Raw genomic sequence first — 25036 nt, forward strand, 5'->3', positions numbered from 1 at the left:
AAAGGAGTTAGTCATGGTAAGTTTAGAGAAGAACGATCGTGTAATGTTGGCGCGCCAGCTGCCATTAAAATCTGTTGCCCTGATCCTGGCCGGTGGCCGCGGTACTCGCCTGAAAGATTTAACCAATAAGCGTGCCAAGCCTGCCGTGCACTTTGGCGGTAAGTTCCGCATTATCGATTTTGCCTTATCCAACTGTCTTAATTCCGGGATCCGCCGTATCGGCGTGATCACTCAGTACCAGTCACACACGCTGGTGCAGCATATTCAGCGCGGCTGGTCGTTCTTTAGTGAAGAGATGAACGAGTTCGTCGATCTGCTGCCTGCCCAGCAGAGGATGCAGGGTGAAAACTGGTATCGCGGTACGGCGGATGCGGTGACCCAAAACCTGGACATCATTCGACGCTATAAAGCGGAATATGTGGTGATCCTCGCGGGCGATCATATTTATAAGCAGGACTACTCACGCATGCTGATCGACCACGTTGAGAAAGGCGCGCGTTGCACAGTGGCCTGTATGCCTGTGCCTATTGAAGAGGCCAGCGCGTTTGGCGTAATGGACGTGGACGACACCGATAAAATTATCGAATTCGTTGAAAAACCTGCCAACCCGCCAGCGATGCCTAATGATCCGACTAAATCGCTTGCCAGTATGGGGATCTACATCTTCGACGCCGATTATCTGTATGAACTGCTGGCGGAAGATGACCTCGATGAAAAATCCAGTCACGATTTTGGCAAAGACATCATCCCGAAAATCACCGAAGCTGGCATGGCATATGCTCATCCATTCCCATTGTCCTGCGTACAGTCTGACCCGGAATCCGAGCCGTACTGGCGCGATGTGGGAACGCTGGAAGCCTACTGGAAAGCAAACCTCGATCTGGCTTCGGTGACGCCTGAACTGGATATGTACGACCAGGACTGGCCAATCCGTACGCATATGGAGTCACTGCCGCCGGCGAAATTTGTTCAGGACCGTTCCGGTAGCCACGGAATGACGCTGAACTCGCTGGTCTCCGGCGGCTGTATTATTTCTGGTTCGGTGGTAGTGCAGTCCGTTCTGTTCCCGCGAGTGCGGGTGAATTCATTCTGTAACATTGATTCGGCAGTGTTGTTACCTGAAGTGTGGGTGGGACGTTCGTGCCGCTTACGTCGTTGCATTATCGACCGCGCCTGCGTTATTCCTGAAGGCATGGTGATTGGTGAAAACGCGGAAGAAGATGCTCGTCGTTTCTACCGTTCAGAGGAAGGTATTGTACTGGTCACGCGTGAAATGCTGCGCAAACTGCAGATCAAACAGGAGCGATAATGCAGGTTTTACACGTTTGTTCAGAGATGTTCCCTTTGTTAAAAACCGGGGGACTGGCGGATGTTATTGGGGCGTTACCCGCAGCGCAAATCGCGGACGGTGTGGATGCCCGCGTGCTGCTCCCGGCGTTTCCTGATATCCGTCGCGGCATTCCCGATGCGCAGGTAGTGACGCGTCGCGATACCTTCGCCGGACGTATTACGCTGTTGTTCGGGCATTTCAACGGTGTGGGCATTTACCTGATTGACGCGCCGCATCTCTATGACCGTCCCGGTAGCCCGTATCACGACACTAACCTGTTTGCATATACCGATAACGTGCTGCGTTTTGCGCTGCTGGGTTGGGTCGGCAGTGAAATGGCCTGTGGCTTTGACCCATTCTGGCGCCCGGATGTGGTGCATGCGCACGACTGGCATGCCGGTCTGGCCCCGGCGTATCTGGCGGCGCGCGGCCATCCGGCGAAATCGGTGTTCACCGTGCACAACCTGGCGTATCAAGGCATGTTTTATGCAAAGCATATGGATGACATCCAATTGCCATGGTCGTTCTTTAACGTGCACGGACTGGAGTTTAACGGGCAGATTTCTTTCCTGAAGGCCGGGTTGTACTACGCCGACCACATTACGGCGGTCAGTCCGACCTACGCGCGGGAAATTACCGAGCCGCAGTTTGCCTACGGCATGGAAGGTCTGTTGCAGCAGCGTCATCGTGAAGGACGTCTTTCCGGTGTGCTGAACGGCGTTGATGAAAAAATCTGGAGCCCGGAAACCGATCTGCTGCTGGCGTCGCGGTATACGCGTGAAACGCTGGAAGAGAAGGCGGAGAACAAACGCCAGCTACAGATCGCGATGGGACTTAAGGTTAACGACAAAGTGCCGTTATTTGCCGTAGTCAGCCGCCTGACCAGTCAGAAAGGGCTGGATCTGGTGCTGGAAGCGCTACCGGGGTTGTTAGAGCAGGGTGGACAACTGGCATTGCTCGGCGCGGGCGATCCGGTTTTACAGGAAGGTTTCCTCGCCGCGGCGGCGGAACATCCAGGACAGGTGGGCGTACAGATTGGCTATCACGAAGCCTTCTCGCACCGCATCATGGGTGGGGCCGACGTTATATTGGTCCCCAGCCGTTTTGAGCCGTGTGGCTTAACGCAGTTGTATGGACTGAAGTACGGCACGCTGCCGCTGGTGCGGCGCACCGGTGGGCTGGCTGATACGGTCTCTGACAGTTCGCTGGAAAACCTGGCGGATGGTATCGCCAGTGGGTTTGTATTTGAAGATAGTAATGCCTGGTCGCTGCTACGCGCGATTCGGCGTGCTTTCGTATTGTGGTCCCGGCCTTCGCTGTGGCGGTTTGTACAACGTCAGGCCATGACCATGGATTTTAGCTGGCAAGTCGCGGCGAAGTCATACCGTGAGCTTTACTATCGTTTGAAATAGATATCCAGGAATCACCTATATGAATGCTCCATTTACTTATGCATCGCCCACACTCAGCGTAGAGGCACTTAAGCATTCTATCGCCTACAAGCTGATGTTCACGATTGGTAAAGACCCGGTCATTGCCAATAAACATGAGTGGCTGAACGCCACGTTGTTCGCGGTGCGCGATCGTCTCGTGGAGCGCTGGCTGCGTTCTAACCGTGCGCAATTATCCCAGGAAACTCGACAGGTTTATTATCTGTCAATGGAGTTTCTGATTGGCCGCACACTTTCCAATGCACTGTTATCGTTGGGTATTTATGACGATGTCAAAAATGCGCTGGAAGGTATGGGGTTGGATCTTGAAGATCTGATCGATGAAGAAAACGACCCTGGTCTTGGCAACGGTGGCCTCGGGCGCCTGGCGGCCTGCTTCCTGGACTCACTGGCAACGTTGGGTCTGCCGGGACGCGGCTACGGTATTCGTTATGACTACGGCATGTTCAAACAGAACATTGTTGATGGCCGACAGAAAGAGTCACCGGACTACTGGCTGGAATACGGTAACCCGTGGGAATTCAAACGCCACAATACGCGCTACAAAGTGCGCTTTGGCGGGCGTATTCAGCAGGAAGGTAAGAAAACGCGCTGGATAGAAACTGAAGAGATCCTCGCGGTAGCCTACGACCAAATTATTCCCGGTTATGACACAGACGCCACCAATACGCTTCGCTTGTGGAATGCCCAGGCCAGTAGCGAAATCAACCTCGGTAAATTTAACCAGGGCGACTACTTTGCGGCGGTGGAAGATAAAAACCACTCCGAGAACGTCTCCCGTGTGCTGTATCCGGATGACTCCACCTATTCCGGACGCGAGCTGCGTTTGCGCCAGGAGTATTTTCTGGTCTCCTCCACGGTGCAGGACATCCTGAACCGTCATTATCAACTGCACAAAACCTACGACAACCTGGCAGATAAGATCGCCATTCACCTCAACGACACCCATCCGGTACTGTCGATTCCTGAGCTGATGCGTCTGCTGATCGATGAGCACAAATTCAGTTGGGATAATGCGTTTGAGGTCTGCTGCCAGGTCTTCTCGTATACCAACCACACCTTGATGAGCGAAGCGCTGGAGACCTGGCCTGTCGATATGCTGGGCAAAATTCTGCCGCGCCATCTGCAAATCATCTTTGAGATTAACGACTACTTCCTGAAGACGTTGCAGGAACAGTATCCGAACGATACCAGTCTGCTGGGACGGACGTCGATTATCGATGAATCCAATGGCCGCCGGGTGCGTATGGCATGGCTCGCAGTGGTGGTGAGCCACAAGGTTAACGGCGTTTCTGAGCTGCACTCCAACCTGATGGTGCAGTCGCTGTTTGCTGACTTTGCGAAGATTTTCCCGACTCGCTTCTGTAACGTCACCAATGGCGTGACGCCACGCCGCTGGCTGGCACTGGCTAACCCATCGCTCTCTGAGGTGCTGGATGAGAACATTGGCCGCACCTGGCGAACCGATCTCAGCCAGCTAAGCGAGCTTGAACAGCACTGCGATTACCCGCTGGTAAATCAGGCGGTGCGCCGTGCGAAGCTGGAGAATAAAAAGCGTCTGGCAACGCTCATTGCCCAGCAGCTTAACGTGGTGGTGAACCCGAAATCGCTGTTTGATGTGCAGATCAAGCGTATTCACGAATACAAACGCCAGTTGATGAACGTGCTGCATGTGATCACCCGCTACAACCGCATTAAGGCCGATCCTGATGCCGAGTGGGTGCCGCGCGTGAATATCTTCGCCGGTAAAGCGGCTTCGGCCTATTACATGGCGAAGCACATCATTCACCTGATCAACGACGTCGCGAAAGTGATCAACAACGATCCGCAAATTGGTGACAAGCTGAAAGTGGTGTTTATTCCTAACTACAGCGTCAGCCTGGCGCAAGTGATTATTCCTGCTGCCGACCTGTCTGAGCAGATTTCGCTGGCCGGGACCGAAGCCTCTGGTACCAGTAATATGAAGTTTGCCCTCAACGGCGCGCTGACCATTGGGACGCTGGACGGTGCCAACGTCGAGATGCTGGAGCATGTGGGCGCAGAAAATATCTTTATCTTTGGTAATACGGCGGAAGAGGTCGAAGCCTTACGCAGCCAGGGCTACAAGCCGCGTGAGTATTACGAGAAAGACGAAGAGCTGCACCAGGTGCTGACGCAGATTGGCAGCGGTGTATTCAGTCCTGAGGAGCCGGGGCGCTATCGTGACCTGGTTGACTCGCTGATAAACTTTGGCGACCACTATCAGGTTCTGGCGGATTATCGCAGCTACGTTGATTGCCAGGATAAGGTTGACGAACTGTATCGCCACCCGGAAGAGTGGACCACCAAGTCGATGATTAATATCGCCAACATGGGCTACTTCTCGTCGGACAGGACGATCAAAGAGTACGCCGAAAACATCTGGCATATCGACTCGGTGCGGTTGTAACAAGGGCAGGACGACCTGTAGGCCGGATAAGGCGTTAACCGCCATCCGGTAAAAGGCCCGGTAGCGCTGACGCTTACCGGGCCTACAGTTTTATATCGAGTATCTTAAGACGCCAGCGACAGCTGCTGTTTCTCAATGTACTCCACCAGCCACTGGGTCATGCGCGACTGCTGTTCAGCGTTCAGCCACATACCTTCTTTCGTGCGACGCCACAGCGCATCTTCCGCACGGCGCACCCATTCGTGATCGACCAGATATTTCAGCTCGGCCTCATAGAACTCATGGCCGAAGTCTTCACCTAACTCGGCAAGCGAGGTGGCTTCCCCGATAATCCATTCGGTGTTACTGCCGTAGGTGCGCGAATAATGGCGCGCCAGCGACTCGGTCAGGAACGGGTAGCGACGGCGCAGTTTGGCCGCGTAATCTTCACGATCGCCGCCGATGTCACCGCCTGGCAGAATGCACTCTTTTGTCCACGCCGGACCGATTCCCTGATAGTACGATGCCAGTTTTTCCATCGCGTGTTCTGCCAGCTTACGATAGGTCGTCAGCTTACCGCCAAAGACCGACAGCAGCGGCGCTTTGCCGTTTTCATCGTGGATATCCAGCGTGTAATCACGGGTGATAGCCTGCGGCGAGTCGGACTCGTCATCGCACAGCGGACGTACGCCCGAGTAGGTCCAGACGATATCGTCACGGCCCAGTTGTTTCTTAAAGTGCGCGTTGTAGACCTTCAGCAGGTAATTGATTTCACTCTCATCAATTTTTACCGCTTTCGGGTCGCCTTTGTATTCGACGTCAGTCGTCCCGATGATCGAGAATTCGTCCATCCATGGGATGACAAACACAATACGTTTATCTTCGTTTTGCAGAATATAAGCTTGCTTCTGGGTATGGACGCGCGGCACGACGATGTGGCTGCCTTTAATCAGACGAATACCGTACGGCGATGGCAGATGCATGCCGTCGTCGAAGAACTCTTTCACCCATGGGCCGGTGGCATTGACCAGACCACGCGCCTGCCAGATGTGCTTTTTACCGGTATCGATATCTTCAGCTTCAACAATCCACAAACCGTTTTCACGGCGAGCGGAGGTAGCGCGAGTGCGGGTTAACACCTCTCCGCCTTTGCGTACGACCATTTGGGCGTTTGCCAAAACCAGTCGCGCATCGTCTACCCAGCAGTCAGAATATTCGAAACCGCGCACAATCTCAGATTTCATTACGGAATCTGCGCCAAAACGCAAACCGGTCGAACTCGGCAAACTGGTGCGTTTGCCCAGATGATCGTACATAAACAGACCAATGCGGATCATCCACGCTGGACGCAGGTGCGGGCGATGGGGCAGACGAAAGCGCATCGGGAAGGCGATATGCGGTGCCATTTTCAACAACACCTCACGTTCGGCCAGCGCTTCGCTCACCAGGCGAAATTCGTAGTGTTCCAGGTAGCGCAGGCCACCGTGGATGAGTTTGGAGCTAGCGGAAGAGGTGGCGCAGGCTAAATCCTGCGCTTCCAGCATCAGCACGGATAAACCGCGTCCAGCGGCATCTGCCGCGATACCGGCACCGTTGATGCCTCCACCTATCACAATCAGATCTTTGGTTTCCATGCTGGCCTCTCGCACTTTCGTTATAGCTCATTAATGTTCGTTATCGAGCATAATAGCAAAGAATCGCGCCATTGGTAACATCGGATAAACAATTTACAGTGATACATATAACATTATGGCGTTTAACTGCCGTCGGGACGTACACTAAGAAGTAACATGTCTGAAAAGCGTCACCTGCAATATAAAGAAGAGAGAGCAATGGATCAGTTTGAATGTATTAATGTCGAAGAAGCGCATCAGAAGCTGCACCAGGGGACCGCGGTGTTAGTGGATATCCGCGACCCGCAAAGCTATGCGATGGGTCACGCCCCACAGGCGTTTCATCTGACGAACGACACGCTGGGGTCATTTATGCGCGAGCATGATTTCGACACCGCCGTGTTAGTAATGTGTTATCACGGCAACAGCAGTAAAGGCGCGGCGCAATATCTTCTTCAGCAGGGCTATGACGCGGTTTACAGTGTTGACGGCGGCTTCGACGCCTGGCATCGACATTTTCCGGCAGAAGTGGCATACGGTTCGTAAGACTATACCCAAATTAATTCGAGTTGCATCGCGACGGCGACGCAGCGAATCTCCGGGAGCGTACGAACAGTATGTGACCGGAGTGAGTGAGGAAAGCCAACAAAGATGCAGCTCGAAGTAAGAAGGGTATATATACTGTCCTCTTTTGTGTGGAATAAGCGACAGCAACCATGTTGATGATTACCTCTTTTGCTAACCCCCGCGTGGCGCAGGCATTTGTTGATTATATGGCGACACAGGGCGTTATCCTGACGATTCAACAACATCAGCAAACGGATGTCTGGCTGGCGGATGAGTCCCAGGCTGAGCGCGTGCATGCTGAGCTGGCGCGGTTTCTGGAGAATCCAGGCGATCCGCGTTACCTCGCGGCAAGCTGGCAGTCGGGTCATACCGACAGCGGTCTGCGCTATCAGCGTTATCCGTTCCTGGCCACATTGCGCGAACGCGCAGGCCCGGTAACCTGGGTGGTGATGGCCGTGTGTGTATTGGTGTTTATCGCGATGAACACGCTGGGCGACCAGACCGTGATGCTCTGGCTGGCATGGCCGTTTGACCCTTCGCTGAAATTTGAATTCTGGCGTTATTTCACCCACGCTTTTATGCACTTCTCGCTGATGCATATTCTGTTCAACCTGCTGTGGTGGTGGTATCTCGGCGGTGCGGTAGAAAAGCGTCTGGGCAGCGGAAAACTGATTGTAATTACCGTGATCAGCGCCCTGCTAAGCGGCTATGTTCAGCAGAAATTTAGCGGTCCGTGGTTTGGTGGGCTGTCTGGTGTGGTATATGCGCTGATGGGTTATGTGTGGTTGCGCGGCGAGCGCGATCCACAAAGCGGTATTTTCCTGCAGCGTGGTTTGATTATCTTTGCTTTGATCTGGATTGTTGCCGGCTGGTTTGATGTGTTCGGCATGTCGATGGCGAACGGCGCACATATCGCCGGGCTGGCCGTGGGTCTGGCAATGGCGTTTGCCGATACTATGAATGTACGAAAACGAACGTAATTTCAGGGAACAATAATGAAGCAAACACAACGACATGACGCGATCATCGAGCTGGTAAAGAAACAGGGATACGTCAGTACTGAGGAACTGGTGGAGCATTTCTCCGTCAGCCCGCAGACGATTCGCCGCGATCTTAACGATCTGGCCGATCAGAACATGATTTTGCGCCATCACGGTGGCGCGGCGCTGCCCTCCAGCTCGGTCAACACCCCGTGGCATGACCGTAAAGCGACACAGACGGCGGAAAAAGAGCGCATTGCCCGCAAAGTTGCCACGCAGATCCCGAACGGTTCTACGTTGTTCATTGATATCGGCACCACGCCGGAAGCGGTGGCTCACGCGCTGCTCAATCACAGCAATTTACGCATTGTGACCAACAACCTCAATGTGGCGAATACGCTGATGGCGAAAGAGGATTTTCGCATCATACTCGCCGGTGGCGAACTGCGTAGCCGCGACGGCGGTATTATGGGCGAAGCGACCCTCGACTTTATTTCTCAGTTCCGCCTGGACTTCGGCATCTTAGGGATTAGCGGTATCGATAGCGATGGCTCCCTGCTGGAGTTTGATTATCACGAAGTTCGCACCAAGCGCGCGATTATTGAGAATTCACGGCATGTGATGCTGGTGGTGGATCACTCGAAGTTTGGGCGTAACGCGATGGTGAATATGGGCAGTATCAGCATGGTGGATGCGGTGTATACCGACACGCTGCCGCCAGCTGGCGTGATGCAGGTTATTGCGGACCATCATATTCAGTTAGAGCTGTGCTAAGTTAATTCCAGGCCTGATAAGCGTAGCGTATCAGGCATTAACTAAACCCCATACCCCATCATTTTCAGCAGTTTCTGCGCATGTTGCACCGCATCCTGGCGGTGTGCGACGCCGAGCTTTTGATACAAATTGCGGATGTGCGTCTTGATGGTCGTTGCCGCGACGGCCAATTCTCCGGCGATCTGCTCGTTGCTGTAGCCCGAATAAATCAGTCCCAGAACTTGCCATTCGCGCTGGGTCAGCGGGCTGGTGCGGATAAGCTCCGGTACTTCCGGGTGAGTAAGCAGACGCTCAACGAACCCTTCATCGAAGTGGGCGAATTTATGGCGGTGATGCTGGTTAATCTCACGCAAAATACGCTGGGCGCGGTGCTGATCGAGTTCCGGTAAGGTATTGAGCTGAATCAGCTGACGCAGTTGCTGCGCCATGGCCTCACCTTCAATGACAAAGTGACTGATAAATCCGGTGCGGTTCGCCAGCTGCAGCGCGTCGAGTAACACACGCTGTGCGTCATTTTTGCGTCCTGCCTGCCAGTAGAGCTGATTAAGCAGCAGCAGGTTACGGTTCAGATCGCTCATCAGGCGCAGATTGCGCGCATTTTCATTCAACTCTTCCAGCACAATCTCAGCCGGTTCAAACTCGCCCAGCAGGATCTGCGCGCGGGCGATGTTGCGCCACTGGCTTTGCAGGAAGTGGTTATTGGCGAATTCCGGTTTCGGCGTGTGGCGCAGCCAGTTGGCGGCCGAGTTTTTGTCGCCCACCATTTGCCAGTAAATCACCCGTACCTTATCGGCGTTCGAGATCCAGTCAGTGTGATAGTGACCGTTACCCAGCAGGTTTTCCAGGCGGTTGAGCAGGCTACGCGCATTGTCCAGATCCCCCCGGGCCAGCGAACATTGAATCAGCAGCGCCAGGCACTGTAGCTGTTGCTGCGGCTGGAATGTGGAAAGCAGTTCAATACCCGCGCGGGCAGACGCTTCCGATTCGTCCAGGCGCGCCCATGCCCACAGTAGCTGCGCGCGAATACGCACCAGGAACTCGTGCATCGGCAACTGTTCCAGATGCTGCTCTTTGATCAGCTGAAACGCTTTTTCCTGAGTCTCCCAGGCGGCCTGTAAAAAGCCCTGGGCAAACAAAATTTCGCTTTGCTGGATTAAACTCCACAGCGCGTAATGCCAGACGTCATGATGGCGCGCCATTTGCTCGGTTTGCTGCATCAACGCCAGAGAACGCGTGAGATCGCCCTTACAGTGCAGGACTTCACCGTGTACCGAGGTGGCGACGATGCGGCTATAGAACCAGGCGATGGGTAACTCATCCAGCGCCAGCTTTGCCAGGCGCTCGGCTTCGTCAGGATTTCCGTCGTTAATCGCGACCTGCGCACGCAGGGCGTTAAATTCGGCGTGCAGCGTCGGTTCCATGTCGCCTTTCATTTCCTGCTCAGCGCGTGCCAGCAGGGTATTAACCTCGCCGTAGCGGTGCTGGCTTTGCATCAGCCAGGCTTGCAGCAGAACCAGACGCGGATTTTCCAGCAGACTTTCCCACGGCAGGGCTTTCAGCGACTCTTCCAGTAATGTCAGTTCGCTGTGGTTAAACAGTCCCCACGCATGGTTAAGCAGGATATCGCGTAGCATATGGGCGTCGCCTGCCGCCAGCGCGTGGTGGATAGCTTCGCTGGGGAAACCTTGCGCCATCCAGCTTTCAGCGGCGGCGCGGTGTATTTCGGGCAGTTCGCTTGCCAGTTCCCACTGACAGCGCTGGCGTAAAAAGCTGCCAAACAGCGGGTGATAGCTGAACCACTCACCGACGTCATCCATCCGCTGCAAGAATAATCCCTGGCGTTCAATCTCCTCCAGCCGCATCTGGCCGTTTTCTTCCCCGGTGACCCGGACGATCAGTGCGTCGTTCATTGAGCGCAGAATGGCGCTTTTCAGCAGGAAATGACGAGTGCCGAGGTCGACGCTGTCCAGCACTTCATCAACCAGATAATCGGACAGATGGCTGGCGTTGATCCCGGCGAGGCGGCGTGCGGACTGGTGCGCAGAATGGTTGTTCTGGCGGGCGGAGAGGGCAATCAGCTGTAACGCCGTGGCCCAGCCAGCAACGTCATCGCACATCCGGCTGCTTTCTGCCGCTTCGATAGGCGAGGACAAACGTCTATCGAAAAATTGTTTGGCTTCCTGGTGGTTAAACGCCAGCTGTTGGCTGCCTATCTCCAGCAACTGATCGCGTACTCGCAGGTTGGCAATACCCAACTGCGGCAGGTTGCGCGACAGCACGACCAGCGTGAGGTTCTCAGGCTGATGACGCAGGAAGAAACGCATCGCTTCGTGAATTGCCGGATTAGAGATGAGATGATAATCATCCACTACCAGGTAGAGCGGGCGATGCCACTCGGCCAGTTCAATAAATAGCTGCGCAAACAGTGACGTCAGGCTGGCGTATTGGCGCTTTTGCACCATCGCTTCGCTGGTGGTGCAGTGTCCACCGGTTGCCTGCTGGATAGCGGCGATCAGATAGCTGGCAAAGCGCTCTTGTTGATTATCGCCTTCATCCAGAGAGTACCAGCCTAAGTCGTTCTTCCCCGCTGCCCATTGTGAAACCAACGTCGTTTTTCCATAACCAGCAGGACTTGTTATCAGGGCAAGCCTGAAATTGTTCGCGCCGGAAAGTTTAGCCAACAGGCGCTCACGAACCACCGTATGGTCGAGTCGAACCGGACGACTTAATTTAGACGGAATCAACATAAGTTAGTCACTTCACTGTGTGAAAATGGGGAAAAATGATTTTTTTTGCGCTTCGTAATTAATAGATATAAGGTCGGCCAGATTAGTGTTTTATGCAAGCTAAGCGGACTTTTTGTGTGTCTGATTTTGCACTATGTCACAAATCTAAACATCTATTACATTAATTGCTTTAAAGAGTCACAACAGGCGTGGCGACTGGATCCGTCGGTATTTTGGCTGAGCCGAAAAATACCTCCTATTTTATAAGGTTACTCAGTTGCTTAATGTAAAGAGCCGAATTTTGTGGCCGACTTAAAAGTTTTATGTGAATTATCTTATCCACCTTGGATATTTCAGGTTAGAAACTATTTCTCTGTTTACAGATTGTTTCCCATCGTCACCCCTCTATTTGATATTGTCGATTTATCTCTTGTTATTAATGCGCCGTCCGTTGGGCATTACAGGGGCGTTATGCCGGGCTTACGCGAATTTACGGGCGATAACACCCTCTTTAAGTGGCAGCGATCACACTTTTATGCTCATCCCCGCTCCTCCTCCCTGCCTAATCCGTGCCAGGATGAGGAAGGTCAACAACGAGCCTGGCAAACTAGCGATAACGTTGTTTTATTACCTAAGGATCTGGAACCCCTATGTCACAGCCTACTTTCAACAAAGATCAATTTCAGGCTGCCCTGACGCGTCAGTGGCAGCGCTTCGGTTTACTGTCGGCTCAAGAAATGACGTCGCGCCAGTGGTGGCAGGCAGTGAGTGGGGCGTTGGCTGAGTTACTCAGCGCCCAGCCTGTGGCGAAGCCGGCAAAAAATCAGCGCCATGTTAACTACATCTCGATGGAGTTTTTGATTGGCCGTCTGACTGGCAACAACTTACTCAATCTCGGCTGGTATCAGGCGGTGAGCGATGAGCTGAAAGCGCATGACGTCAACCTGACCGACCTGCTGGAAGAAGAGATCGACCCGGCGCTGGGTAACGGTGGATTGGGGCGCCTGGCGGCCTGCTTCCTTGATTCGATGGCGACAGTCGGTCAATCGGCGACGGGCTATGGTCTCAACTACCAGTACGGCCTGTTCCGTCAGTCATTTGCCGATGGGCAGCAGATGGAAGCCCCGGATGACTGGCATCGCGGCAGCTATCCGTGGTTCCGTCACAACGAAGCACTGGATGTGCAAGTAGGGATTGGCGGCAAGGTCACCAAAGAAGGGCACTGGGAGCCGGGGTTTATTATCACCGGCCAGGCCTGGGATCTACCGGTTCTCGGCTACCGTAACGGCGTGGCGCAACCGCTGCGTCTGTGGCAGGCCAGCCACGCGCATCCGTTTAACCTGACCAAATTTAATGACGGCGATTTCCTGCGCGCAGAGCAGCAGGGCATCGACGCTGAAAAACTCACCAAAGTGCTGTACCCGAACGACAACCACACCGCGGGTAAAAAGCTGCGCCTGATGCAGCAATACTTCCAGTGCGCTTGCTCCGTAGCTGACATTCTGCGCCGCCATCATCTGGCAGGGCGTAAACTGCATGAGCTGGCTGATTTTGAGGTGATTCAGCTCAACGATACTCACCCGACCATCGCCATCCCTGAGCTACTGCGTGTGCTGATTGATGAGCACCAGATGAGCTGGGACGATGCGTGGGCTATTACCAGCAAGACCTTTGCTTATACCAACCACACTTTGATGCCAGAGGCGCTGGAGTGCTGGGACGAGAAGCTGGTGAAAGCACTACTGCCGCGCCATATGCAAATCATCAAAGAGATTAACGACCGCTTTAAGAAGCTGGTCGATAAAACCTGGCCGGGTGACGCTGAAGTTTGGGCGAAGCTGGCGGTGGTGCACAACAAACAGGTGCGTATGGCCAACATGTGCGTGGTCAGCGGCTTTGCGGTTAACGGCGTGGCGGCGCTGCACTCCGATTTGGTGGTGAAGGATCTGTTCCCGGAATATCATCAGCTCTGGCCGAACAAATTCCATAACGTCACTAACGGGATTACTCCGCGTCGCTGGATTAAGCAGTGCAACCCGGCACTTGCCGCGCTGCTGGATAAATCGCTGAAAAAAGAGTGGGCCAACGACCTCGATCAGTTGATTAACCTGGAAAAATACGCCGACGACGCGAAGTTTCGTCAGCAGTATCGTGACATCAAGCTGGCGAACAAAGCGTGTCTGGTGAAGTTTATTAAAGCGCGTACCGGTATTGAGATAACGACTAACGCTCTCTTTGATATTCAGATTAAACGCCTGCATGAGTACAAGCGTCAGCATCTCAACCTGCTGCATATTCTGGCGTTGTACAAAGACATTCGAGAGAACCCACAGGCCGATCGCGTGCCGCGCGTATTCCTGTTTGGCGCGAAAGCCGCTCCGGGTTACTACCTGGCGAAAAATATCATCTTCGCCATTAACAAGGTCGCAGAAACCATCAATAACGACCCGCAAGTGGGCGACAAGCTGAAGGTCGTATTCCTGCCGGATTATTGTGTCTCGGCGGCGGAAATGTTGATCCCAGCGGCGGATATCTCTGAGCAAATCTCCACCGCAGGGAAAGAGGCTTCCGGCACCGGTAACATGAAGCTGGCGCTGAACGGTGCGTTAACCGTCGGTACGCTGGATGGCGCAAACGTCGAAATCGCCGAGAAGGTAGGTGATGAGAATATCTTTATCTTTGGTCATACCGTGGAAGAGGTGAAGGCGCTCAAGGCCAAAGGTTACGACCCGGTGAAATGGCGTAAGAAAGATAAAGTGCTGGATGCTGTTCTGAAAGAGCTGGAAAGCGGGAAGTACAGCGATGGCGATAAACATGCCTTCGACCAGATGCTGCACAGTATCGGCAAGCAGGGCGGTGACCCGTATCTGGTAATGGCGGACTTCGCGGCCTACGTTGAAGCCCAGAAGCAGGTTGACGTGTTGTATCGTGACCAGGAAGCCTGGACCCGGGCGGCGATTCTGAATACCGCGCGTTGCGGCATGTTCAGTTCGGATCGCTCCATCCGCGATTATCAGACTCGTATCTGGCAGGCGAAACGTTAAGGAATCGCGATGGAAAGCAAACGTCTGGATAATGCCGCGTTGGCGGCGGGGATCAGCCCCAATTACATTAATGCCCACGGTAAACCGCAGTCTATTGGCGTCGAAACCAAGCGGCGTTTGCTTGACGCTATGCATCGCTCCACCGCCACCGCTCAGGTGGCGGTGACCCCGGTGCCGAATGTCATGGTTTATACCGCTGGTAAGAAAATGCCGCTGGCAGTTGAGGGACGCGGAGAGTTTACCTGGCTGCTGACCACCGAAGAGGGCGTGCAGCACAAAGGACATGCCGTCGGCGGTAAATCGTTCAACCTTCCGGCGAAGCTGCCGGAAGGGTATCACACGCTTACCCTCACCCAAGGGGAGTTGCGTACCCATTGCCGCATCATCGTCGCGCCGAAACGCTGCTATGAGCCGCAGGCTCTATTAGCCGGGCAGAAGCTGTGGGGCGCATGCGTTCAGCTCTATACCCTGCGTTCAGAAAAAAACTGGGGGATTGGCGACTTTGGCGATCTCCGTGCCATGCTGGTGGAGGTGGCGCAACGCGGCGGCGCTTTTATTGGCCTGAATCCGATTCACGCGCTGTATCCGGCGAACCCGGAGAGTGCCAGTCCGTACAGCCCGTCGTCACGCCGCTGGTTGAACGTTATTTATATTGATGTGAACGCAGTAGACGATTTTCGCCTGAGTAAAGAGGCGCAGGCCTGGTGGCAGAAACCCGCGACTCAGCAAGCTCTGCAACGCGCGCGTGATACCGAGTGGGTTGATTATTCTGCCGTTACCGCATTGAAGATGACAGCGCTGCGTATGGCGTGGAAAAGCTTCTCTGCACGTGACGATGAGCAGATGGCGGCATTTCGCCAGTTTGTGACTCAGGAAGGGGATAGCCTGTACTGGCAGGCGGCCTTTGACGCGCTGCATGCGCATCAGGTGAAAGAGGACGCACTGCGCTGGGGCTGGCCGGTGTGGCCGCAAGCTTTCCAGTCGGTGGATTCGCCAGAGGTAAAACGCTTTTGCGAAGAGCATCGTGATGAAGTGGATTTCTACCTGTGGTTGCAGTGGCTGGCGTATACCCAGTTTGCTGATTGCTGGAAAACCAGCCAGGGCTTTGCGATGCCGATTGGATTATATCGCGATCTGGCTGTCGGCGTGGCCGAAGGCGGGGCGGAAACCTGGTGCGACCGCGAGTTGTATTGCCTGAAAGCCTCGGTTGGCGCACCGCCGGATATTCTCGGTCCGCTCGGGCAAAACTGGGGATTGCCGCCGATGGATCCGCATATCATCACGGCACGCGCTTACGAACCGTTTATCGAACTGCTGCGTGCCAATATGCAGAACTGCGGTGCGTTGCGTATCGACCATGTTATGTCGATGCTGCGTCTGTGGTGGATCCCTTACGGTGAAACTGCCGATCACGGCGCCTACGTGCATTATCCGGTCGACGATCTGCTTTCAATTCTGGCGCTGGAAAGTAAACGTCATCACTGCATGGTAATTGGTGAAGATCTGGGGACTGTGCCGGTAGAGATCGTCAGCAAGCTGCGTGACAGCGGCGTGTACTCCTACAAAGTGCTTTATTTTGAGAATGACCATGAGAAAAACTTCCGCGCGCCGAAAGCGTACCCGGAACAATCAATGGCAGTCGCGGCGACGCATGACCTTCCTACGCTTAAAGGTTATTGGGATAGCGGCGATCTGACGCTGGGTAAGGCGCTGGGTCTGTACCCGGATGAAGTCGTGCTGCGTGGGTTGTATCAGGACAGAGAACTGGCGAAACAGGGGCTGCTGGACGCGCTGCACAAATACGGGTGCCTGCCAAAACGTGCTGGTCACAAGGCGTCACTGATGTCGATGACGCCGATTCTTAATCGCGGCATGCAACGCTACATCGCTGACAGCAACAGTGCGCTGTTGGGCCTGCAACCGGAAGACTGGCTGGATATGGCTGAGCCCGTCAATATTCCGGGGACCAGCGACCAGTACAAAAACTGGCGGCGTAAGCTCACCGCCACGCTGGAGCAGATGTTTGCCGATGACGGTGTGAACAAGCTGATTAAGGATTTAGATAAGCGCCGAAAAGCGGCCGCGAAGAAGAAGTAAAAAAGCCGGGGATTTCCCCGGCTTTTTTAGGGTGATAGCAGGTAGGCCGGGTAAGCGAAGCGCCACCCGGCACAGTTTTATCAGACCACCATACCCAGCAGCAGACACCCTACCAGACCGCAGACGGAGATAATGGTTTCCAGCATTGACCATGACTTGATGGTTTCACCGATGGTCAAGTTGAAGTACTCCTTGAACAACCAGAAGCCTGGATCGTTCACGTGGGAGAAAATGACGGAACCGGAACCAACCGCAATAACCATTAGCTCAGGGCTTACGCCGGTCGTTGCAATCAGCGGTGCCACAATCCCACCAGCGGTGATCGCTGCAACGGTTGCGGAGCCCAGTGCGATACGCAGTACCGCAGCGATAGACCATGCCATCAGCAGCGGAGAAACGTTTGAACCGTGCATCATTGACGCGATGTACTTGTCCACGCCGCTATCCACCAGGACCTGTTTGAAGGCACCGCCACCACCGATGATCAACAGCATCATCGCGATGATTTTGATGGAGGACACCAGCGTGTCGTTGATCTGATCCATCGAACGTCCACGGTTCAGACCAAAAGTGAACATCGCAATCAGCACCGCGATAAGCGTTGCCATAACCGGGTCACCCAGGAATTCTGCCACCGTCAGGAAAGCGTGGCCTTTTGGCAGAATCATCTCCGCCACGGCGCGCATCGCCATCAGGATAACCGGTACCAGGGAGGTCCAGACGCTGACGCCAAAGCCAGGCATCTCTTCTTCGGTAAACGTTTTCGCGCTGTACAGACCTTCCGGGATTGGCTTATCGATGCCTTTCAGGAAGCGAGCGTACACCGGACCGGCGAGAATAACGGTCGGGATTGCCAGAATCGTACCAAACAGCAGGGTTTTACCCATATCTGCGTGGAAAATGGTGGCAATAGCGGTCGGACCTGGGTGCGGCGGCAGGAAGCCATGAGTTACGGACAGCGCTGCAGCCATCGGCACGCCAACATACAGCAGCGGGATGTTGGCAGCAGCGGCGATGGTGAACACCAGCGGCAGCATCAGCACGAAGCCGACTTCGTAGAACAGGGCAAAACCGACGGTGAAGCCGGTTAATACCACCGCCCATTGAATATGTTTTTTGCCGAATTTAGCAATCAGGGTGGTTGCGATGCGCTGTGCGCCGCCGCAGTCCGCCAGCATTTTGCCCAGCATGGCGCCAAAACCCATAATCAGGGCGAGGCTGCCAAGGGTTCCGCCGACGCCGGCTTTAATCGAACCGATGACTTTATCCAGTGGCATCCCTTGCATCAATCCGACAGCAAGCGCCACCAGGACGAGAGCGATGAAACCGTTCATTTTGAAACGGATCATCAGGAGGAGTAACAAGATTACACCGATAGCAACGATGACTAATGGCATGATTTACCTGGCCTTTACTTTGTTATGGGTAACGTCAGTGTTTAGATGACAAATTCCGATTGTCCCGACCGGGAACAGAGCATTCTCAGCACCAATGCTGGTTGCCTTCAAAACTAATCAGTTTAGCTGGCTGTTATGTGTGTGTTAGGTGCTGATGAGAATGATACGGGTAACATACGGCGCTTGAAAATCACCTGGGCAGGCAAAATTTAAATTATGAGAGGCTGGTCAAATTATGAGGGGGATTGTTGCAGGAAATATGCGGAGAAATGCAAGGTTGTAGGCCGGATAAAGCGATTACGCTGCCATCCGGCATCAATGCCCGATGGCGGCGCGGATGCGTCTTAACGGGCCTACGGAGATTCTACAGGTTGAGGCGTTAGTAGTAAGAGTGCTCGCCGCGCTGGTGTTCGGTTAAATCGCGAACGCCTTTCAGTTCAGGGAATTCAGCCAGCAGCTGCTTCTCGATACCTTCTTTCAGCGTTACATCCACCATTGAACAGCCGTTACATCCGCCGCCAAACTGCAGAATAGCGTAGCCTTCATCGGTGATTTCCATCAGGGAGACGCGGCCACCATGACCTGCCAGCTGTGGGTTGATCTGCGATTGCAGCATGTACTCCACGCGTTCCATCAGCGGCGCATCATCGGCAACTTTACGCATTTTGGCGTTTGGTGCTTTCAGGGTCAGCTGGGAGCCTAACTGGTCGGTAACGAAATCGATTTCTGCATCTTCCAGATACGGTGCGCTCAGTTCATCAACATATGCGGTCAGCAGGTCAAATTTAATGGCGGTGTCGGTTGCTTCCACGGCGTCCGGCGGACAATAAGAAACGCCGCATTCAGCGTTAGGCGTGCCGGGATTAATCACAAATACGCGGATTTGTGTCCCTTCTTCCTGATTTGCCAGCAGTTTGGCAAAGTGCGCTTGTGCAGCATCGGAAATATGGATCATAGTAATGGCCTAATAGTTGACTATTTTACTTGGTTATAATACGCCCATCATCGAGGCTCTACAAGGTTCGACACAGGCACCATACCTGGACAGTCGCCGCGCCGTTGCGTAAAAGCAGCTGCGCGATTTCCGCGACGGTACTTCCGGTAGTGACGACATCATCCACAATGACCATATGGAGTCCCTGCACTGGCAATTCAAGGCGAAAGGCGTTTTTCAGGTTACGTTTACGTAATCGGGCGCTGAGATGGTGCTGTGTGGCGGTTGCCCGAACCCGCGTGATGGCCCGGCTGTCCCAGTCGCAGTCTAGCCAGCGGGCCAGGGGACGACACAGTAAGTCGCTCTGATTAAACCCTCTGCGCCAGTGCCGGCGTTGCCAGAGCGGGACGCTGACGAGCCTGTCCGGCAGAGGAAGACCGCTGACGCGCCGGGCCTGTAATACCTCCAGCAACAACAAGCGTGAAAGAGCGGGGGCCATTTCGCCACGTCGGGAAAACTTGAGCTGGTGGATAAGCCCACTCAACGGCGGAGCATAGTCGCTGACGGTAACCAGTCGCTGCCACGGCGGTGGTTTTTGCAGACAGCGCCCGCAGGGAACGACGGTATGTGCGGCAGGGAGTCCACATTGAGGGCACCGGCTGACGTGCTGATGCGTTGCCCGTGTGCAGACTGAACAGATCCCCCAATGCCCTAACGTCAGGGGCATTCGGCATAGCCAGCACAATCCCGGTACTGTTAGCATAGAAGCATCCTTTCAGGCTAAAAGAGAACAATAACTGATGAATGACATCTGGTGGCAGACCCAGGGTTCGGGAAATTGCCATCTTGTGCTGCTGCACGGATGGGGACTGAATGCGCAAGTGTGGCATTGCATAAGCGAGGAACTGAGTTCGCATTTCACGCTGCATCTTGTCGACTTACCGGGATTTGGTCGCAGCCAGGGGTTCGGCGCAATGTCGCTGGAAGAGATGGCTGAGCGGGTAGTAAAACAGGCACCGGAGAAAGCCATCTGGCTTGGCTGGAGTCTGGGCGGGCTGGTCGCAAGCCAGGTGGCGTTAACCCATCCTGAACGTGTTCAGGCGCTGGTGACCGTGGCGTCTTCCCCTTGCTTTAGCGCGCGCGACGAGTGGCCGGGTATCAAGCCAGAAGTGCTGGCAGGTTTCCAGCAGCAGTTGAGCGAAGATTTCCAGCGTACGGTGGAACGTTTTCTGGCGTTGCAGACGATGGGCACGGACACCGCGCGTCAGGATGCGCGGGCACTGAAGAAAACAGTTCTGGCGTTACCCATGCCGAATGTCGAGGTGCTCAATGGCGGACTGGAGATCCTGAAAACGGTCGATCTGCGTGAGCCTCTGTGCGCTGTGGACATGCCTTTTCTGCGGTTGTACGGCTATCTCGATGGACTGGTTCCGCGCAAAGTGGTCCCAATGCTCGATGCCCTGTGGCCGCATAGCGAGTCGTTGATATTTGCTAAAGCGGCGCATGCACCGTTTATCTCGCATCCTGCAGAGTTCTGCGCAGCGCTGGTGGCGTTAAAAAAACGCCTATAAATCTGTTGTGTTGCCCGGTAGAGCCGCGCTTACCGGGCTTGAGATTAATGGCTGCGCGTAGCCAGATCCTCAGCGGTCAGTCCGGTAATTCTGAAGATGGTCAGCGGGTCGATACCATCAGCCTGCAGGGGTGATGCAATACGTAAAGCTTCCTCTCGTTTACCTTGTTGCAAGCCCGTTTGTAACCCTTCTTGTAATCCCTCTTGTAACCCTTTCATATGGCCTTCCTGAAGACCATTAAGATGCCCTTCTTGTCGTAATCTTTCGGCGATAGTCATCAACTTTTCCTTATGTTGGGGTAAACGTTCGGCGACCTCATGAAGAAACTCGGTAAAATGTGTGGTGTCCCCGACCTGCATTAGATAATTAAACAAGGCTTTCAACTGGCTGTCATTAGCGTGTCCTTTAATAATCAGGATGGCCAGTTTTTCTACCAGCCCCATCAAATCGCGTTTACGAATATGTTTTTGGATGAGTTCCAACAGCGCCATCCGGCGATGCTGCATGATCTCGTCATCGGGAACCACGGTGATATCGATCAGTGGAAACGCTGAGGTATAAAGTTGTCTGGCGGCCTTTGGGTCGTCAAATTCGTCCAGCCAGCAGAGTGAGTAGGGGTATGGGCTTGCCGCGCCATGATAAAAAAGCATGGGTATCACCAGCGGGAGTTTCTTGTGACCTGCAGCCAAATGACGATGCATGACCGCAATGGCATAACGCATCAGCCGAAATGCCATATGGGCATCGGCGGTGCTCTGATGCTCAATGATGGTGTAAATATAGCCATCGCCTTCGCGGGTTTTTAATGACCACAGCACATCGGAATAGTACGCGCGCAAATCGTCCTCAATAAAGCTGCCCGATTCCAGTTGTAGCGTTTTCAGATCGCACAGTTTTTGCAAAGAGGCTGGAAGATGGAGCCGAAGAAAGTCGCGTGCGGTAGCAGGGTGGTTTAAGAACGTTTTAAAAATCGCGTCATGCGGCGTAGCAGTCGTGTCAGTATTCATGGCGATCCGTCACCTGGGAAACAAGATGACGAGACTCTACTTCCCTGGTCGCCAGTAATCATTCACGAGTTGATAACGATGCGCGACAGGCTGGAGGATAGATCAGCTTTGCTGAAACAGAGACATCTTTGTGGAATCCATTACGCAAAAAGCCGGATATCAGCATAAACGCTTTATCCGGCCAGGACGTTTGCAGTCATTTTTAGACCGGAAGCGTAGCGCCATCCGGCATCGAACTAGCGCAAAGCCCACCACTCGCGCAGGCAGGCTTTACCTTCCGGGCAACTCTTGCAGCTTCCGGAAAGACACCCATCGGCATCTTCCTGAATCCGCACCGCTTTGCCCATCTTTTCTAACTGATTCAGCATGGCGTCAATCATGGGCTGCGGGGTGTGCAGCGTGTGGCTAATTTGAGTTGCCTCCATGCGTCCCCGCAAAGCCAATAAATCACGAACCTGAATAAGCGATGCCATTGTCGATAACCTTAGTGGCAGTCGCCAGTGGTGCTGGAACAGCAGGAGCTTGCCGTCCTGTTGGTCGCCAGCAGTGCGAGATCCACGCGACTGCGAGCTCGACGCAGCAGGCCCAGCAACACAATGTTAAACAGGATGACAGCTAAAATGCACACCAGGCTGTAGGTCGGGTGCTCTTTGTAGCTGACCGCCTGATAAAACAGCGTCGACAGAGAGTAGGCGATGTTCAGGCCCCACAGAATCGAGAAGCTCATCCAGCCACGGCTGGATTCACGTGCAATAGCGCCCATTACCGAAATACACGGCACATACAGCAGCACGAAAATCAGGTAGCTGTAAGCGGCGGCAGCGCTGCCAAATTTTTCGCCCATCACGCCCATTGCACCCGTAGCCATTTCACCGTCGCCTTTGCTGGCTTCAATAGGGTTAGCCAGTACGCTCAGGCTGAAGGTGTCTTTCAGGCTTTGCCAGGTCTCATCTACCGCGCCGAGCAGCTCGTCACCGAGGTGGAAATCTGCCGGGTTGAACTCTTCTTCCTGAATGTTTTCTGCGGTATAGAGCGTGTTCAGCGTACCGACAACCACTTCTTTCGCCATCGCGCCGGTGAACAGACCTACGGTTGCCTGCCAGTTATCTTCGTGAACGCCAATCGGCTTGAAGACCGGCGTGATTACGCGGCTGACGGAGGCCAGAGCAGAGTCGTTGATGTTGTCGACGATTTTTCCGCTCAGCGAGAAACTGTTAAACGCGCTGAGGAAAATGCTGACGATGATGATGACTTTACCCGCACGCAGAACGAAGCCTTTCAGGCGTTGCCAGGTCTGAATAATCAGACTCTTAATGTGCGGCACGTGGTACACCGGTAGCTCCATCACGAACGGCGTTGCTTCGCCACGCATGATGGTGTGTTTGAGCATCAGACCGGTCAATACCGCCATAACGATGCCCAGTACGTACAGTGAGAAGACCGCCAGCGCACCGTTCTGACCAAAGAACGCTGCGGCAAAGACGGCGAAAATCGCCAGACGAGCGCCACAGGACATAAACGGCGCCATCATGATGGTCATCAGACGTTCACGCGGGGCGTCCAGCGTACGTGCGCCCATCACTGACGGTACGTTACAGCCAAAGCCGACGATCAGCGGGACAAACGATTTGCCCGGCAGTCCCAGCGCCTGCATCAGACGGTCCATTACAAACGCGGCGCGCGCCATGTAACCGGAGTCTTCAAGGAAGGAGAGGAACAGGTACATCATGCCGATTTGCGGTACCAGTGGCAGCACGGTGTTAATCCCGCCGCCAAGACCTTGCGCCAAAAAGATAGTGAGCCAGTCCGGGAAGTGCAGCGTGTAGCCAATCCACTGAATACCATGGATAAAGAGCGCTACGGAGCCGACGTCAAACAACGGTTGCAGCGCGCCGCCAATGTTGATGGCGAGCAGGAACATCAGGTACATCACGAACAGGAAAATCGGCAGCCCGAGGAAGCGGTTGAGGACGATTTTATCTACTGCGGTGGTGAAGCGGCTCGGCTCTGCCGTCAGGGTGTTGCTGACGGTATCGCAGATAGCGGCAATGCACTGATAGCGCGCATCGGCGATATGCAGTGCCGGATCGTCCATTGTCTCGCTCAGACGTGCAATGGCGGCATCAAGGTTTTGCGCGGCATCACCCGCGTAGGCCCGGCTGTAGATATCGCCTTCCAGCATCTGCAGGCCCAGCCAGCGGCGCTGTTTTAACGGCATATCTTTGGCCATCGCATCGGCGAGGGAATCCGCTTCCTGCAGCAGCGGCTGGGCATAATGAACCAGCTCGACGGTGTCGTTTTCTTTGTAGCGATCGATCGCCAGCTTCAGCGCTTCAATGCCGCGGGCGCGGGTGGATACCAGCGGAACCACCGGGCAGCCAAGGCGAGCGGAGAGGGCATCGATATCGATACGGATTTGCTGCTTCTCGGCAATATCTAGCATATTCAACGCGACGATGCAGGGGATGCCCAGCTCAAGCAGTTGCAACGTCAGGTAGAGGTTGCGTTCAAGGTTTGAAGCATCGACCACGTTGATCAAGAGATCCGCGTCGCCGCTTAAAATATAGTGACAGGCGATCTGCTCATCGAGAGAGGTCTGGGATGAGATTGTCGTCAGAGAATAGGTGCCGGGTAAATCAACCAGCGTGACCTGGTGGTCCGTCGTTGCGAAATGACCTTCTTTACGCTCAACGGTAACGCCAGCCCAGTTGCCTACACGCTGGCGTGCGCCGGTAAGCTGGTTGAATAAAGTAGTCTTGCCGGAATTAGGATTGCCAATTAAACCAATGGTTAGTTTTTTCATTTTTATAGACTCACTGTATTAACAGGAAACCGCTTCCACTTCTAATAACGCCAGATCTTTCTTACGCAATACCAGACTTACGCGACGCGTTTCGATATGGATAGGATCGCCGAGTGGGGCGACGCGCACCACGTTGAAAGAGGAGCCGGGTAGCATGCCAAGTGACAACAGTTTCTGACGATAAGCCGGGCTGATTTCACGGGCAAAACCGGTAATTTTCCACGCACTGTCAGGAGTGAATTGCATAGGGACCTACTTATATCTCGCTAACTGGATGATTACCTCATGGGGCGGCAAGGCGGCATGAGGCCAGATGATTAGCCAACGTAAGGAAA

At 54.2% G+C, this 25036-nt stretch carries 18 protein-coding genes; 9 read left to right on the top strand and 9 right to left on the bottom strand.

Annotated elements, in window-relative coordinates; genetic code table 11:
- Positions 1-13 precede the first annotated feature (13 nt).
- Genes glgC through glgP form a run of 3 tightly spaced genes read left to right on the top strand, consistent with a single transcriptional unit; the run spans position 14 to position 5209 of the window.
- The gene (gene glgC / locus OGV52_RS10400; RefSeq protein WP_016154815.1) at positions 14-1309 is read left to right on the top strand and encodes a glucose-1-phosphate adenylyltransferase; all 1296 of its coding nucleotides are present in this window, start codon (positions 14-16) and stop codon (positions 1307-1309) included.
- Positions 1309-2742, top strand: a complete 1434-nt coding sequence (glgA, locus tag OGV52_RS10405; protein ID WP_016154814.1) for a glycogen synthase GlgA — start codon at positions 1309-1311, stop codon at positions 2740-2742. The genes glgC and glgA overlap by 1 nt, the downstream gene beginning before the upstream one ends.
- Before the next feature lie 19 nt (positions 2743-2761).
- A complete protein-coding gene (glgP, locus tag OGV52_RS10410; protein WP_016154813.1) occupies positions 2762-5209 on the top strand; it encodes a glycogen phosphorylase in 2448 nt (815 codons plus the stop codon).
- A 104-nt stretch (positions 5210-5313) separates the two neighbouring features.
- Here the strand turns inward: glgP and glpD are convergent, their stop codons facing one another.
- Entirely contained in the window at positions 5314-6822 is a 1509-nt protein-coding gene (gene glpD, locus OGV52_RS10415; protein ID WP_103766947.1) for a glycerol-3-phosphate dehydrogenase, read from the bottom strand.
- Between the two features lie 198 nt (positions 6823-7020).
- Here glpD and glpE point away from each other — a divergent pair, with 198 nt between their 5' ends.
- The 3 genes from glpE (at position 7021) to OGV52_RS10430 (ending at position 9122) form a co-directional block, all read left to right on the top strand.
- Complete coding sequence (glpE, locus tag OGV52_RS10420) at positions 7021-7347, top strand: thiosulfate sulfurtransferase GlpE (protein ID WP_016157651.1); 327 nt, start codon at positions 7021-7023, stop codon at positions 7345-7347.
- Between the two features lie 170 nt (positions 7348-7517).
- Positions 7518-8348: a rhomboid family intramembrane serine protease GlpG gene (glpG, locus tag OGV52_RS10425; protein WP_049283103.1), complete on the top strand. Its 831-nt coding sequence runs from the start codon at positions 7518-7520 to the stop codon at positions 8346-8348.
- Positions 8349-8363: 15 nt separating this feature from the next.
- The gene (locus OGV52_RS10430) at positions 8364-9122 is read left to right on the top strand and encodes a DeoR/GlpR family transcriptional regulator (RefSeq protein ID WP_003023499.1); all 759 of its coding nucleotides are present in this window, start codon (positions 8364-8366) and stop codon (positions 9120-9122) included.
- Between the two features lie 41 nt (positions 9123-9163).
- On the opposite strand, the gene malT is transcribed toward OGV52_RS10430, so the two are convergent.
- Positions 9164-11869 carry an HTH-type transcriptional regulator MalT gene (gene malT / locus OGV52_RS10435; protein WP_200014161.1) on the bottom strand — a complete coding sequence of 902 codons (2706 nt, stop codon included), beginning with the start codon at positions 11867-11869 and terminating at the stop codon, positions 9164-9166.
- A gap of 629 nt (positions 11870-12498) precedes the next feature.
- Here malT and malP point away from each other — a divergent pair.
- Together malP and malQ are read left to right on the top strand one after the other, a co-directional pair.
- Positions 12499-14892, top strand: coding sequence for a maltodextrin phosphorylase (malP, locus tag OGV52_RS10440; protein WP_287108461.1), 2394 nt, complete (start codon positions 12499-12501; stop codon positions 14890-14892).
- A gap of 9 nt (positions 14893-14901) precedes the next feature.
- The gene (malQ, locus tag OGV52_RS10445; protein WP_047358171.1) at positions 14902-16989 is read left to right on the top strand and encodes a 4-alpha-glucanotransferase; all 2088 of its coding nucleotides are present in this window, start codon (positions 14902-14904) and stop codon (positions 16987-16989) included.
- A gap of 80 nt (positions 16990-17069) precedes the next feature.
- On the opposite strand, the gene gntT is transcribed toward malQ, so the two are convergent.
- The 3 genes from gntT to gntX form a co-directional block, all read right to left on the bottom strand.
- Entirely contained in the window at positions 17070-18386 is a 1317-nt protein-coding gene (gene gntT / locus OGV52_RS10450; protein ID WP_003023507.1) for a gluconate transporter, read from the bottom strand.
- Between the two features lie 379 nt (positions 18387-18765).
- Positions 18766-19341 carry a Fe-S biogenesis protein NfuA gene (gene nfuA, locus OGV52_RS10455; protein WP_003023509.1) on the bottom strand — a complete coding sequence of 192 codons (576 nt, stop codon included), beginning with the start codon at positions 19339-19341 and terminating at the stop codon, positions 18766-18768.
- 58 nt (positions 19342-19399) lie between these two features.
- Positions 19400-20083, bottom strand: a complete 684-nt coding sequence (gene gntX / locus OGV52_RS10460) for a DNA utilization protein GntX (protein ID WP_016157647.1) — start codon at positions 20081-20083, stop codon at positions 19400-19402.
- 37 nt (positions 20084-20120) lie between these two features.
- On the opposite strand from gntX, the gene bioH reads away from it, so the two are divergent.
- Positions 20121-20891: a pimeloyl-ACP methyl ester esterase BioH gene (gene bioH / locus OGV52_RS10465; RefSeq protein ID WP_016154806.1), complete on the top strand. Its 771-nt coding sequence runs from the start codon at positions 20121-20123 to the stop codon at positions 20889-20891.
- Positions 20892-20935: 44 nt separating this feature from the next.
- On the opposite strand, the gene OGV52_RS10470 is transcribed toward bioH, so the two are convergent.
- The 4 genes from OGV52_RS10470 to feoA all read right to left on the bottom strand — a co-directional run bounded on the left by OGV52_RS10470 (position 20936) and on the right by feoA (position 24947).
- On the bottom strand, positions 20936-21898 hold the full coding sequence (locus OGV52_RS10470; RefSeq protein ID WP_287108464.1) for an Rpn family recombination-promoting nuclease/putative transposase: 963 nt from the start codon (positions 21896-21898) through the stop codon (positions 20936-20938).
- Between the two features lie 236 nt (positions 21899-22134).
- On the bottom strand, positions 22135-22371 hold the full coding sequence (feoC, locus tag OGV52_RS10475; RefSeq protein WP_003023516.1) for a [Fe-S]-dependent transcriptional repressor FeoC: 237 nt from the start codon (positions 22369-22371) through the stop codon (positions 22135-22137).
- Between the two features lie 11 nt (positions 22372-22382).
- Positions 22383-24701 carry a Fe(2+) transporter permease subunit FeoB gene (feoB, locus tag OGV52_RS10480; RefSeq protein ID WP_016157644.1) on the bottom strand — a complete coding sequence of 773 codons (2319 nt, stop codon included), beginning with the start codon at positions 24699-24701 and terminating at the stop codon, positions 22383-22385.
- 18 nt (positions 24702-24719) lie between these two features.
- On the bottom strand, positions 24720-24947 hold the full coding sequence (feoA, locus tag OGV52_RS10485; RefSeq protein ID WP_003023519.1) for a ferrous iron transporter A: 228 nt from the start codon (positions 24945-24947) through the stop codon (positions 24720-24722).
- Positions 24948-25036: the final 89 nt, after the last annotated feature.

It is taken from the genome of Citrobacter sp. Cb041, from assembly GCF_030336655.1.
Taxonomy (GTDB): domain Bacteria; phylum Pseudomonadota; class Gammaproteobacteria; order Enterobacterales; family Enterobacteriaceae; genus Citrobacter; species Citrobacter braakii.